This window comes from Paraburkholderia sp. BGA-UO-ETr-F21 (assembly GCF_059567925.1).
This window is the reverse complement of sequence record NZ_JCAQOY010000008.1, coordinates 48,945-63,064: the sequence shown is the minus strand read 5'-3', so window position 1 is coordinate 63,064 and position 14,120 is coordinate 48,945. Positions and strand designations below refer to the sequence as shown.

Sequence of the window (14,120 nt, the reverse complement as noted above, 5' to 3'; positions counted from 1 at the left end):
CCATTAGATGAAAGTAACGTAATTGATAAGGTTATAAAAATTACGCCATGATGTGGCAAAATCGCGGCATGGCGCCGATTACAGCGGCCGCCACCGATGCGGCCGGCAGCCGAAGAACCCAACGCATGAGCAGTCAACCGTCCCACGTGGCCATTCGCGATGCCATCTTTCAGCATGAGATGTTCGCCCCCGACATGATCCGCAACGTCGAAACAGGCAACCGGAAATGGCAACCGAACCCGGTCGCTGCGCAAGAGGTCGCTTGGGGGTTCGAGATACCTCAGATCCGGGCGGAAATGCAGCAGATGGAGGCCGAGGGTTTGCTGGTCGGCAATCGTTCCAACTACTGGTATGCGACGCGGGAAGGGATTCTTGCCGCCGAACGACTTCGGCAGGCGCGAGGTGAACGTCACCCGGCGCTGAAAAGAGGAGATGCCGATCTGGAGGATGTGCTGCTGGCACTGGTACGCAGTGGTGGTGAGGTCAGCGTTGCCAACCCCGACTACCCGAGTTTCCATGACTCCCTGCCAGGGGTCTACTTACCCGACACACCGGCGACAAGGATCGAAGCAGCGATCGACGCCCTGGTCCAGAAAGGCATGATCACGACGAATCGCCATTTGCAAGACCCTGCTGCGCGCAACATTTCGCTGTCCATCGAGGGCCGCAAGCAATATGTACAGGCCGTGATTGGCCGGCTGGGCCTGCACCCGCCGCGTACGGTTTTGGCGCCTGTGGAGATTCCCTCACCGCCGTTCATGGAGTTGGGACTGTCTGCAAGCGAGGCCGACACTCTGCAATTTCTATGGGATGAAGCCACCCGCTGTGCCGGTGCACGCGCGTGGCTGGCGACGACCGCGCTGTATGGATCGATCATCGAGGCGGTTTTGCAGGCGTGGCTTAGCCGTAACGAGGCCGCCGCGTTGGCGGCGCCCACCGCTCGACGAATACCGCGAAGGGGCGGCCATACTCCGGCAATCAGAGAGTGGCAGCTAGTGGATCTGATCAAGGTCGCGGCCGAACTCGGTTACATCGACGCCGCTTTGAGAAAGCACGCAGACGTACTGCGTTCGTCGCGCAATCTGATACATCCGGGAGTACAACTGAGGGAAGGCTCGCGCCCAACCGAGGGCCTTGCTCAGATTTCGCTCGAGGTGGCACGGGCGCTTTCGGACCTTTTCGCGCGTGCTGCTCGTACGTAGGGCAAGACGGGACAGAGCGAATCGCGGACTGACTCGTATGTTAGTGAAAACATGGCCGATACGTTTGAACTGATCGCGCTGGCTTTGCCGGCGCATGTCGAGCCCGAAGCGCTGCCTGCTGCCGTGAGGCGTCTGGTAGCTGACTGCTGGCCAGGCATGAGCCGCGCGCAGCTGATCGCCCGTGCGCGACGCCACGCGCTGCACCCGTCGCTGCGCGCCCATGGCGCCAGCGCGCCGGGCGAAACCGGTCACTTCAGCCTGACCCTCGCGGTCGACGGTGCGCCCGTGCAGCTCATCGCGCATCTGCGCCGTGTCGCGAAGCGCCGTGTGTCCGCACGTGCAGACCGGGCGAAGAAGGTGTCGCGTCCCCCATTGCGGGACCCGCGCCAGGCATCACTGTTCTGACCGACGGTGAGCCGGTGCGCTGAACGTATTTATGGTTGCGGGGTTCTTCGAGGGTCCCTACCAGCCGGCGCGCGCCCTTCGCGATTATCAAGCGGCGAGGGGCGCGCGAGTCAAACAAGGAATGAGGAAGCACAGTCAGTATGGCAAACATCAATGTCTATCAATACCGTGTCTCGGGCCAACCCGAAATCAACCTGCGTGGCTTGCAGCCCCGGTACGGCACGCGACCCGCGATCGAACGCATCGGACACATCCCGCTGCTGGACACGGTGCTCGAGCTCGATGAACGACTGCTCGATGCCGACGGGTTCTCGGTGCCTGAATACCTGACGTACCGGATTCACCTCAAGCACTCGCATGGATATGCGGGATGGACGGCGCCGGTCGGGTCACTGGCCGGCGCGCGGCTCCAGGTGATGGCCGGGGACTACGATGCGCGGCTGACGATGCGGGAATTGGATCCGGCTTCCGGCGCCACGCCGTGCCTGCGCATCGTGAACGCGAACCAGCGGGCCGGCGGCGATCTCTGGGTGCGGCTCGATAACGAGCCCGAACTTGCCCGCTTTCCAGAGCTCGCGCCTACCGCCGCGCTCGTGATCAACGGCCGGCGCCTGACGGATCCGGATGAGCTCGATGCGCGCCACTAGACAGCGCGAGGCGCTCGCGGGCCAATGTGCGGCCGTCTTGGCGAGCACCGTCAACGAGCGCGCCATGGGGCGTGCCGTACCAACCGGACCAGAACGGACCAACAGGGGGAGAGGGTGTCGCGTCCACGCCTGAGCTGGCCTGACGAACAACTGCGCGAGATCATGGACGCGATCGTGGCGCGCGACCGGGATTTTCCGCTGGATAACGCACGCTTCCTGGATAGCGTGGTTGACGACGTGCGCGCGGTGACCGGACGCCTGTATGGCGCGACGACCTACGTGCGGCTGCTACGCGATCTGTCGGCGATGACGGGGGTGACGCGATGCCCAAGTGCGCCGACCATCCAGAAGGCGATCGCGCGCGCGCAGGCGCTCGCGCCCACACGCGGCGGGCCGGTCAGTGAGCCGGGTGATGGGCCGGGGCTCGACGTGCATACCCTGCGGCGCATGCTCGAACCAATGCTGCGCGAGACCGTCGCGCCATTACTTGCCCAACAGGTGGCCTCGGTCTCCGCGCAGCAGGGCGGTGCGAAGTCATCGGGGATTACTGGCGAGGCAACGCTGCGCCTTCAGCTCACCGAGGCAGCGCTCGAGGATGCACATGCCCGGATCCGCCGTGTCGACGACGAAAATGCGCGGCTGCGACGCGAACTGGGCGAGACCCAGGCTGCCCGCGATCTTGCGGGCCAGCACGTGAAACAGATGCTTGCGGAACTGCATCAGGTGATCGCTGCGTCGGCCAGCGGGTCCGGCGCGCTGGCCAAGGTGGCCGAACAGTTGTCCGGCACAGAACGGTTCCTGAAATCGCAGAACGACTCGGTCCGCTTGCAGGCGTCGGCCGACGCCGATGCCCTGCGTGCACAAGTTCGCCAGCTGCGCGAGCGCGTCGATCATCTGATGTTGGACAACGACCAATACCGGCGCGCGCTGGCTGCACAGCGTGGCAACCTGCCGTCGGCTCGATAACTGCGGCGCTCTGCTAGGACAAACGCTCAGGGTCGGCGCATTCGTGGGATTCAGATCGGCGCACCGTAGCGTTGAACTTGTCGATCCCACGGGGTCAGAAAAAGGTGGACACGAGGGCGGACAGCGGTCAAAATGTCCGCAAAAATACCTAGCGAGAAAAAGCAACATGACCATGGCCGAATCGCACGACCTCCTCAAGCAAGTCCTGCAGGTTTACAGTCAGGGAGAGATCGCCCAGCGCATCGGAAAAAACCCCAGAACGATCCGTCGATGGGAAGCCGACAAGAACTGCCCGGTTATCGCAGAAGCGGCGTTGCGCGAGATGCTCGAAGCGAAGGGCAAGAAAGCTCCCGCGGAGGGCGAGTCCGAATTCCGCTTCATTGACCTGTTCGCCGGCATTGGCGGCATCCGCCGCGGCTTCGAAGACCACGGCGGCCAATGCATCTTCACGAGCGAGTGGAACGACTTTTCGAAGAAGACGTATCTCAAAAACTATTCGGATCACGGCGACTCGCATCAGTTCGTCGGTGACATCGTGCAGTTCGAGTCCGAGTCCGTGCCGTCGCATGATGTGTTGCTTGCCGGTTTTCCGTGCCAGCCGTTCAGCATTGCCGGCGTGAGCAAGAAAAATTCGCTGGGCCGCCCCCATGGCTTCGAGTGCACGACCCAAGGCACGTTGTTCTATGACGTGGCGCGCATCATCGACGTCAAGCGACCAGCTGCGTTTTTGCTGGAGAACGTGAAGAACCTGCTGTCGCACGACAAGGGCAACACGTTCAGAACCATCTTGCGCGTGCTAGAGGACGACTTTAAATATGACGTGCACTACCGCGTTATCGACGGTCAGCACTTCACGCCCCAGCATCGCGAACGGATTGTCATTGTGGGCTTTCGAGAGAAGACGGCCTTTTCGTGGGATGACCTGCGCCTGCCGGCCGAGGGGCCGCGCCTTGCATCGATCCTGCACAAGACGGACGGTACCGAACCGGAGCTCGAGCACGATGGCGACCGGTTCTTTGACCACGCCAAGGGAAAGGTGCAGCCGAAATACACCCTCACACCGAAGCTGTGGGCGTACCTGCAGGCTTACGCCGAAAAGCATCGCGCGGCGGGTAACGGCTTCGGCTTTGGCCTTGTACAGGCCGAGAGCGTGACGCGTACCCTCTCTGCCCGCTACTACAAGGATGGCTCCGAAATCCTATTGGCGCAAAAAGGCAAGCGGCCACGTCGCCTGACGCCTCGCGAGTGCGCGCGCCTGATGGGTTTTCCGGATGACTTCGTGATTCCGGTGAGCGATACGCAGGCCTATCGCCAATTCGGCAACAGTGTCGTGGTGCCGGTCATGCAGGAAGTGGCCCGCATCATGGCACCGCACGTCAAGGCGTTGATTGCAAAGCAACGCGACGGCGCACCTCAGACCCTGCCGCTGTTTGCCTGATGGTCGACGTGGTCGACAGCGCGACCCGAAGCCGGATGATGTCCGGCATTCGGGGGCGCGACACACGGCCCGAAATGTTGATTCGCTGCCTGTTGCACCGACGGGGGTTTCGGTTTCGGCTCCATGCGCGCGATCTACCGGGCAAGCCTGATCTGGTTTTGCCTCGCTATCACGCCGTGGTGTTTGTGCATGGCTGTTTCTGGCACGGACACGATTGCCGGTATTTCAAATGGCCCTCGACACGGCCTGAATTCTGGCGCGAAAAGATTGGTCGCAATCAGGCGAATGACCAACGTGCGCGTGAGGCTCTCCTCGCGGCGGGCTGGCGGGTCGGCATCGTCTGGGAATGTGCGGTCAGGGGCAGGGGGCGCGATCTCGAGGCCGTTGCTGGGGCGCTCGCGGGTTGGCTACAGAGCAATATAAACGAATGGGAGCAGCGGGGATGAAGCCAGGGTACCTGTCGGAATACTTCGAAGGTGTGGCCGCCAAGCGACTCAGTACAGTCGAAGCTGATGTGATCCACTCGAACCAGCACGAGTTCAATGGTGTCGAGGGGCTGCGCACCATCCTGGGGGAGCCGGACGGCAAGGTCCGCTACGACGCGAAGCTCCTCTATCTGTCAGATCAGGACGATGAGCCCATCATGGAGGACGCGGTCTTCACTTGGTATGACGCCCGTCAGCGTGCGCGGATCGAGCGCAACGTTCAACGATGGGAGTATCGCCTTTACTTCCCGACGACCAATGTGTCGCTCAACGCGGCAGCGGGCGACCTTCTCGTGATCGCCAAACGACGTGATGGTGGCCTGCTGGTCGTGATTGCCGAGAACGGGTCGAGCATCGGGCGGCAGATCGAATGGCTGTTCGGCTTTGCGGATCTTGCGCATCCGGGATTTTCCATCAAGTCGGAACTGGAAACCGAACAGGACCGAATCGAATTTGCGTCCCGATTCATTCTGGAGAGTATCGGCGTTGCCGTCGAGACGTCGGAGGAAACCTATCTTGAGGAGATGCTCAAGCGCTTCGGTGGCAAATTTCCAACGACCCGGGTCTTCTCCGAGTACGCACGCTCAACCATTGCGGACCTGAGTCCACATGATGATCCGGACGTCGTCGTGATGGCCTGGATGGAACGGGAGGAGATCCTGTTTCGAACACTGGAGCGCTATCTGATCGCTGACAGGCTTTCGACCGGGTTTGGCGCGGACCGCGACAACAAGGTCGACGTCGACGGGTTCCTGACTTTCTCGCTCTCAGTGCAGAATCGCCGGAAAAGCCGCGTTGGCCTCGCACTCGAGAACCACCTCGAACTACTGTTTGCAGAAAGTGGCATTCGTTATGCACGCACCGCCGCGACCGAAAACAAGTCGAAACCCGATTTTTTGTTTCCCGGCGTCGTCGAGTATCACGATGCGAACTTCGATCCAGTGCGTCTCACGATGCTCGGCGTCAAGTCGACCTGCAAGGATCGCTGGAGACAGGTTCTCGCTGAGGCTGACCGAATCAATGAAAAGCACCTGCTGACACTTGAAACGGCGATCTCCCAACCGCAGACTGACGAGATGCGCGCCAAGCGCCTTCAACTCGTACTGCCTACGCGGTTACACGACAGCTACACAGCCACGCAGCAGGCGTGGCTCATGAGCGTGGCAGACTTTGTTACGTTGGTCCGCGGGAGGCAGGATGTGTAGTCAAATTATGCTTGCCACCGGTGGGTGAGCCGTCGTTGTTCGATGATCCGCCGTGTCGTTGGTAAAGCAGGCGGCAATGGGAGTACAACGAGGATACGCGGTGCGCCACGCCTGACGACCTCGGCACAGACATGAAGGGATGGTCCGATGACAAATCGCTTGTTGAAGCGCAGTGGTCCGAGTGCGGCGAGCCTGCTGGCTCTTATCGACGAGCTTGAGGCAGTGCTTCAGGGACTCCCGGGTCATGTATCGTTGGAGCGCAGTCTCTCTGAAATCTGCCGCCGTTTGGACCGCGTCAACTCGGCGCTAGAAGGCGCTGCAGTTCCACGCGTACGTGTGCGCCGCACCAGGCCGACGGTGGTGCAACCACTGCCACTACCGCTGTTCGTTTGAAAGGACGATGTTCTTTGCGACGTATTCATGCCGCGCTTCGGTGATGGCTCGATCGAGCAATTCGGGTAACGCGGCGGAATTCGGTGCTCGGGCGAGATACGGCAGGCCTATGAAAACGTTCGCCGCCCTGATTGCGGTGCGCCGGCTGCGGCGAGGACGGTCGTGCCTCACCGGGAACAACCTCGCGGGGTCTTACCTCTGAATCAAATCAAACCGGAAGCGCCAAAGATAATAGCTGAGCACGCCACTCCGCGGTAACTCCCGTCGTCCGCGCCCCGACGAAAATTGGAGCCGTCACGAACGTGCGATTACGATCGTTATCGCGAGCGTACGTTCGGTGGGGCATTTTTATCTGCGACCGCTACTGTGGCGGGGCGATCAGGTGCACAACCAGTCTCCGCTCCTCCCTATCCGCGCTTTGCTTGGTGTGGACTTTGTGCGTGCGAAGAGACGGGTGAGGCATCAGTTCCTTCCTGGATGACGGTGAACTTTAGACTGTCAATGATCCATTCGCTTCGTGGTTCGTCGTGGTGAGATTGCGGCCCTCCGGGCGCTTCCATTCTCTTCAGCATCGCCACAAGATCGTCCAACGTGCGTCCACTACGCGTCTCCAACTTGACAAGCTCGATTGAATTGAAGAATTGATACCAATTGGCGTGCGCCGTGGCCGCATCCTGTGCCAAATCTCTCAACGGATAGCTGTAGTGCCTCGATATAACGAGGCGATAAATGCGCAAAGGCGGGAATCGCCGGGGCAATCTAAGAGACGCACGAACACCAGCGTCTCCGACCGCCCCGATCCATTCGTCCAACGACGCTAGCCACTTGAGCGTTTGCTCTCTAAGTCTAGTCGTCCGGCTGTGCTTCGACTGAAGATCTGCCCCAAACAAATCCTGGAATTTGATCTGGCAGAGGAAGACCGTACCGGTGCCTTCTTCCATCACCACAAGATCGATATCGGTGAGCTCGCGCCTGCCCAATCTGACTTTGATGTTTTCGAGACATGCAAGCCCGGAGAACGCGTCACCCAACACGCGTTTGATGGCCATCTGCATCGACTTCTCGCGAGACTGCTGATGCTTGTCGTAGTCTCGCGGATAATGATGTCTCAAAGAATCGAGCAGGAACTGCATCGGGCTAATGTGTGCAGCGGCTATAGAACGGATGAATCCTTGATCCGATGACTGAACCATCATAGGCAGTGGCGACGCGGGTCGGCTGAGAACAGCGGTATTCCTTCGGCTAACAGAAAGGACCTCAAAGACGCGCCGGGCGTCTTCCAGTGTCGCGTCTTCAAATCCGTCATACACTTTGCCGAACTGGTTGATCGCGTCCCTGATGCTTTGGATGAAGGACTCCGTCTCGGACGTGATGGTCAGGACGTCTTCCAATCTGACGTTAGGCACCTTTTCGACAAGCGCTTCAGCGAATCGCTCATGGCGTATCGAAATTGCGACGAAGAAGGTCAGAGCCAGAACATACTTTTGGAAAGCTACTCCGCCAAACTTCACTGAGCCATGAAACGAATCGTATCCGTCAGTTAGTTGAATTTCGCTGAAGGCAACCGTGAAGAAGTAATCGTCTAGGATGGGATCCGCGTGGTACCCGATGAAATGACGCTGGAAAGGGTAAACCAGTTTTTTAAGCGTCTCCCCGACTTCTTCTTTTACATCCCGCGCGTGGTCCGATTCAAAGAGTTCCTCGATCCGCCTGCGCGATTGAGCGCGGTAGTGCTCTCCGATGGCTCTTTCATAATATTCGTCGTCGGGAACAACGGATGGCAAACGAATCAGGAATTCGTTTTCCGCCGTACGTTCGATGCTGCAAAGTCCGGTCGATGCTGACTGCGCAATGCGTCTGCCATGTTCGATCATGCCCAATCCCCCTACGATCTGCAGAACGGGAAGGGTAATTCCGGGGTCGCGCTGGAACATCACACTCGGAACGCTGAAAGCCGGACGGGCTTCTAGGGACAGCTTAATGAGACGTGCGAGACCCAGTTGCAGCAGGTAGAACTGTTCAGTCTGGTCAAAAGTCGCAACCTCGCGCCGCGACAGGTTGTAGTAGTACCAGTCGAGTTCGTTGATCGCGGCTTTCAGGATCAAACCGCGGCTATCCGAGGCAAGCTCGAGAATAAAGGCCGCCTCTTGAGCGGTGAGAGCGGCGAAGAATTGACTAACTGCAGTACTCATTATTAGTGACCCAGTATTGCGTGGATTGTTTCGCTTGCGAATGAATACCCCGGTCGCGTATTACTTTACCTGCCCGCGTCTGCACATGTCGGACTTCCAGCCAGTTTTTGTTTCGCGCATCCGCGCGGTGATTTTCATTGAATGGCCGGCAATGCATTTCCGGTGCCTGCCCGGTGGGGGACCGCGTCACGCGTCGTCGGCCTCGGGAAAGAGTTTCAACTGGCCGTTACTTCGGACCGTTACTGACGTCGGATAGGGCAAATGGACAACACCCCACAACGTTCGATGGATGTCGATTACGCAGCAGATCTTATTGGGGCTTCGGGGAGCGCGCACAAAAATGTACGAGAACACGTGTGGCTGAACAACCCGCCATTTCTTGGTGCGAAAGCGTTCCGTGAAAGTGGCGATGAAGGTCGGCCACGGCCGCTCATTCGCGACTTGGTATGGAAATGTGCCCACATGTTCTACCGCGGCTAACCCAGGGACACGCCCATATTGCAACGCAAAAAGACCCACGGCGATTTTCTTAACGACGCGGGACACTCGATCCATCTCGGGGCGAATCAGTACACGTCCATTCTCGTCATCAACTTCCAGCGCCGCAATAAGGCGCTGTTCGAGCGCTGGGGAACGCGCCAAGGTCCGATCAATGATGCCGCCGTCGCAGATCTTTGCTGTAATCGTCGGCGACGACGAGATCTGCCCAAGCATGGCAAGGAAATACTGCTCATCGAGCGAAGCTCTGTTATTGCATCGAAAGCAACTGGGCACCGTGCGAAGGTTGCTGGGGAACGGCCGCTCTAACAGCAGTTTTGGGGGTACGTGATCGCGGGTCGTCGCGCGCTGACCACAATAAATGCAATCGGCATGTATGAGTGACGATCTGGTTGCACGGGCGAACGTCATGAAAAATCTGCTCCTCTTCGCTGTAGGAGCGCGCAGACTGCCAACGTCCACGCTCGGTCGCGATGTTCACAAAATGGCCGAGATGGAATGGACACCGCAACCTGCACGACGTGCCGCTCAGGCCGCGATTCGATGTTCGTAGTAAGGGCGATAGCGGTCGTCCAGAATCGAGTACTGTGCGGCGAGATTGCCGTGCTCGGGGCAGAGCCAAGCGTCGATGTTTACCGGCTTGATCGGGATGATACAGCGATCATGGCCCGCGGCGGCAATCTCCGGCGGCGGCTCATCGGTGATGGCTGCGAACGACAGAAGGTCTGGCTCGCCAGGGGCCTGCCAGTGTGACCACAGGCAGGCGACGAGCATGTCCTGAGCGGGCTGCGGCTTGAACTCCAGGACCACGTTTTCCTCCAGTTCGCCTTCAGCGAGCTCGCGCTCTTCAAGGTGATGTCGTTTCACGTTTTCATAGAACGCATTGGCGACGATAAGACCGTGCGAATACCCAAAAACTCCCTTCCAGAAGCCTTCGAGGTTGTCACGCCTGGCGTTGTAGAGGCCGGGATATTTCTTGTCGTAGAACGCAGGCTTGCCGGCCGGGCGGCAGTGGTACCGCATCGGCTTGATGACACGCTTGCCGTCTTCCATGACCATCACCGGAGCATAGTTGCCCGGGAAAATTCGCGAGTCGCTGTCTTTCAGTTCGGTGCGCCGGAGATCGTCGAGCCCGCGCAGCGCCGACTCGATCTTGCTGGTCGCAATGCGTTTGCTCTCGGAGGCCGCCTTCGTCGTTTTGCCCTGAAGGGTGCGCTGCGCGTCAGCGAGTCGCTCGCGCTGTTTGAACAATTCCTGCTCCAGCCTGGTTGCCTGCTCGCCGTTGAACCGGTCGATCGCTTCCCTGATCCGCCGTTCCTCGTCGGTATGGGGAACCGAGAACGGGGCGTCCATCGCCTTCGGAGTCCCGACATTGCTGCCCTCGGCGCGCTCCCAGTACAGCTGCGCGAACTCCCGGATGCTCATGTGCGCGCCAAACATCCTGACGTACTTGCGGTAGTCCGCCTGGATCTGGGCTGAATAGCACATGGTTGCTCTCCCTGAAGAAAGGTGCGCCAATATGGTACGCCGGTTCCTAATGGAAGTTACGCGTCGACGTGGCGAGTGAGCCGAGCAGGTGTGACATATCGACCAGCCGCTGTGCAACCAGGTGTCGTACTTCCCCCTGGCATTGCCACGTGCCATAGACGGCGAGCAGTGACGCACCCAGCGCTTCCTGCCGCTGTTTTTCAAGCAGACTCGGCCACACGATCACGTTCACGTTGCCGGTCTCGTCTTCCAGCGTCACGAACATCACACCCTTGGCGGTGCCCGGACGCTGACGTACAGTGACGAGCCCGCAGCCACGGGCGAGTCGTCCATCGCGATAGGTGCGCAGCGTCGACGCCGGCATCAGCCTGTTGGCGAGTAGTTGCGGCCTGAGCAGTTCGAGTGGATGCCGGCCAAGCGTCAGGCCCACTGAGCGGTAGTCAGCAACGATGTCGTTTGCCTCAGTTGGTGCGCCGAGCGCTGGTGTCTCGTCCTGAACAGATGCTGTCACGAGCATGTCCTTGTCTGGATCCGCTGCGACGGATTGCCAGAGTGCTTCACGGCGATTTCCGGCAAGGGCGGCAAGCGCATTGGCATCTGCCAGCACGTGAAGATCCTTGCGATCCAGTTGCGCGCGGCGGGCAAGATCGTTGACGCTTTCAAAGGGCCGAACCGCGCGCGCGTTCTCGATGCGTTCCGCAGCGCCGTCTTTCATGCCTCGCAGTAGCGACATACCGAGCCGGACGGCAGGTCTTCCGGCGCCGGGCAGATTCACCAGTGCGGAGTCCCAGCCACTGATTGTCACGTCGACGGGCAGAACTTTGACACCGTGGCGTTGTGCGTCCTGCACTAGCTGCGACGGCGAATAGAAACCCATCGGCTGTGAATTCAGCATGGCCGCCAGAAACGCCGCCGGCTCGTGGCACTTCAACCAGCTGCTTGCGTACACAAGCAACGCAAAACTGGCCGCGTGACTCTCCGGAAAACCGTATTCACCGAAGCCCTTGATCTGTTCGAAAATGGATTCGGCGAAGGCGAGGGTATAGCCCCGCTCCTGCATGCCATGAACGATCCGGTCGTAATATTTTTCCAGTCCGCCTTTACGTTTCCAGGCGGCCATCGCGCGGCGCAGCTGGTCGGCTTCGCCGGCGGTAAAGCCGGCCGCCAGAATCGCGACCTGCATGACCTGCTCCTGAAAGATCGGCACGCCGAGGGTTCGTCCAAGTGCGGTTTTCAGCGCGTCGCTCGGATAGGAGACCGGCTCGAATCCCTGGCGTCGCTGCAGGTAGGGATGCACGGCGCCGCCCTGAATCGGACCTGGGCGGACGATCGCCACCTCGATCACGAGGTCATAGAAAGTCCGGGGCCGCATCCGCGGCAGCATGCTCATCTGGGCCCGGGATTCGATCTGGAAAACACCAACCGTGTCTGCAGCCGAAATCATCTCGTAGGTCTGCGGATCCTCGGCAGGTATGTCCTGCATTTCGAAACGCTCGCCGCGCTGCTCCGACACAATATCAAGCGCGCGCCGGATGGCCGAGAGCATGCCGAGTGCAAGGACGTCGATTTTCAGCAGGCCGAGCGCCTCGAGGTCGTCCTTGTCCCACTCGATGACAGACCTGTCCTCCATTGCAGCATTCTCGACAGGCACCAGACGTGTCAGCTTGCCGCGACTGATGACAAAACCACCCGAGTGCTGGGAGAGATGGCGCGGGAAGCCAAGCAATTGCGATGCGAGCTTCGCCCACGCCTGAATCAGCGGCTTTTCCGGATCGAGGCCGGATTCCCTGAATCGCGCAAGCAGATCCTGACTCGTATCAAACCAGTGATGCGACTTTGCAACGACATCAACGATCTGGGGATCAACGCCGAGCGCCTTCCCCGTTTCACGCAGCGCGCCACGCGGTCGATAGGTAGAGACTGCCGCCGCGATTGCTGCGCGGTTGCGACCGTACTTGCGATAGATGTACTGGATGACTTCTTCGCGCCGCTGATGCTCAAAATCGACATCGATGTCCGGCGGCTCGCCGCGCTCCTTCGAGATGAAGCGCTCAAAAAGCATGTTGCCGCGAGCCGGGTCCACCTCGGTTACGCCGAGGCAATAGCAGACGGCAGAGTTAGCTGCGGAGCCGCGCCCCTGGCAGAGGATGCTCTGGCTACGTGCAAAACGCACGATGTCGTATACCGTGAGGAAGTACGGTTCGTATTGCAGCTCCGCTATCAGTTCAAGCTCATGTTCAATCTGTTCCTGCACCTTGTGTGGAATACCCGAGGGAAAGCGTCGCTGTGCGCCAATGTACGTTTCCTGCCGCAGATAGGCGGCGGGGGTGAAGCCCGTTGGCACGAGTTCGTCCGGATACTCGTAGCGCAGTTCATCCAGTGAAAAAGTGCAGCGGCTTGCAATATCAACGGTTGCGGCAAGTGCGTCGTCGGGGTACAGATTAGCGAGCCGCAGTCTGGAACGCAGGTGCTGCTCGGCATTCTGTGTCAGGTCATAGCCGCACTCATGCACCGGCCTGCGAACGCGGATCGCGGTCATGGTGTCCTGCAGCGGCTTTCGCGAGCGCACATGCATGACGACGTTGCCGAGCGCGACAACCGGAACGTCGTGATTGCGTGCTACAAATTCGACCGAGCCCCGATGGATGTCATCCATCGCACGCTGGTGCAGCACAAGTCCCACCCAGGCGCGACCCGTGAACGTGTCATCGAGCCATTCGACCTGTGCGGCCAGCACGTCTTCTTTCGCCGGAAAGTCCGGTACGAGAATGGCCAGGCAGTCGGGTAGGCCGCGCAGGTGCCGGTTTTCCCTGTCGGGCCGCGACAGGTCCTGCGGCGTCAGGCGGTATTCGCCTTTCGGTGCGCGTGTACGGGCCAGCGTAATCAGCTCGGACAGGTTGCCGTATCCCTCGCGGTTTCTGGCGAGGAGAATCAGCCCGAACGCGGGTGATCCGTCAGCGTTCACCAGACGGAAGTAGGAGCCAACGATAAACGGCAGCTTTGCCTGCTTCGCTGCAACGTGTGCGCGCACGACGCCAGCCAGCGAGCACTCGTCGGTGACGGCCAGCGCTGAATAGCCCAGTTGCTCCGCACGCTCGGCCAGTTCTTCCGCATGAGAGGCGCCGTGCAGAAAAGTGAAGTTGGAAAAGCAGAACAGCTCGGCATACGCCGGCAGGGTGGAAAATGTGGAATCCATGGCAT

The 14,120-nt window shown here is 59.9% G+C and carries 11 protein-coding genes; 7 read left to right on the top strand and 4 right to left on the bottom strand.

From position 1 onward, the window contains the following. Positions 1–47 precede the first annotated feature (47 nt). The 7 genes from AC57B1_RS07125 (at position 48) to AC57B1_RS07095 (ending at position 6,348) form a co-directional block, all read left to right on the top strand. Positions 48–1,202 carry a hypothetical protein gene (locus AC57B1_RS07125; protein WP_496417090.1) on the top strand — a complete coding sequence of 385 codons (1,155 nt, stop codon included), beginning with the start codon at positions 48–50 and terminating at the stop codon, positions 1,200–1,202. A gap of 51 nt (positions 1,203–1,253) precedes the next feature. Further along, complete coding sequence (locus tag AC57B1_RS07120) at positions 1,254–1,607, top strand: hypothetical protein (protein ID WP_496417089.1); 354 nt, start codon at positions 1,254–1,256, stop codon at positions 1,605–1,607. A 140-nt stretch (positions 1,608–1,747) separates the two neighbouring features. After that, positions 1,748–2,254, top strand: a complete 507-nt coding sequence (locus tag AC57B1_RS07115; protein WP_496417088.1) for a hypothetical protein — start codon at positions 1,748–1,750, stop codon at positions 2,252–2,254. 162 nt (positions 2,255–2,416) lie between these two features. Then, positions 2,417–3,220, top strand: coding sequence for a hypothetical protein (locus AC57B1_RS07110; protein ID WP_496417087.1), 804 nt, complete (start codon positions 2,417–2,419; stop codon positions 3,218–3,220). Positions 3,221–3,386: 166 nt separating this feature from the next. Further along, positions 3,387–4,658, top strand: a complete 1,272-nt coding sequence (dcm, locus tag AC57B1_RS07105) for a DNA (cytosine-5-)-methyltransferase (RefSeq protein ID WP_496417086.1) — start codon at positions 3,387–3,389, stop codon at positions 4,656–4,658. Next, on the top strand, positions 4,658–5,104 hold the full coding sequence (locus AC57B1_RS07100; RefSeq protein ID WP_496417085.1) for a very short patch repair endonuclease: 447 nt from the start codon (positions 4,658–4,660) through the stop codon (positions 5,102–5,104). Before dcm ends, AC57B1_RS07100 begins: the two co-directional genes overlap by 1 nt. Next, positions 5,101–6,348 carry a type II restriction endonuclease gene (locus tag AC57B1_RS07095; protein WP_496417084.1) on the top strand — a complete coding sequence of 416 codons (1,248 nt, stop codon included), beginning with the start codon at positions 5,101–5,103 and terminating at the stop codon, positions 6,346–6,348. The genes AC57B1_RS07100 and AC57B1_RS07095 overlap by 4 nt, the downstream gene beginning before the upstream one ends. 800 nt (positions 6,349–7,148) lie before the next feature. Here AC57B1_RS07095 and AC57B1_RS07090 read toward each other — a convergent pair. From AC57B1_RS07090 to AC57B1_RS07075, 4 genes are all read right to left on the bottom strand, one after another. Continuing rightward, positions 7,149–8,933, bottom strand: a complete 1,785-nt coding sequence (locus AC57B1_RS07090; protein ID WP_496417083.1) for a hypothetical protein — start codon at positions 8,931–8,933, stop codon at positions 7,149–7,151. 186 nt (positions 8,934–9,119) lie between these two features. Further along, positions 9,120–9,842 carry a hypothetical protein gene (locus tag AC57B1_RS07085; protein WP_496417082.1) on the bottom strand — a complete coding sequence of 241 codons (723 nt, stop codon included), beginning with the start codon at positions 9,840–9,842 and terminating at the stop codon, positions 9,120–9,122. A 117-nt stretch (positions 9,843–9,959) separates the two neighbouring features. Next, complete coding sequence (locus AC57B1_RS07080) at positions 9,960–10,919, bottom strand: SOS response-associated peptidase family protein (RefSeq protein ID WP_496417081.1); 960 nt, start codon at positions 10,917–10,919, stop codon at positions 9,960–9,962. Positions 10,920–10,965: 46 nt separating this feature from the next. Continuing rightward, positions 10,966–14,115: an error-prone DNA polymerase gene (locus AC57B1_RS07075; protein WP_496417080.1), complete on the bottom strand. Its 3,150-nt coding sequence runs from the start codon at positions 14,113–14,115 to the stop codon at positions 10,966–10,968. Between the last annotated feature and the right edge of the window lie 5 nt (positions 14,116–14,120).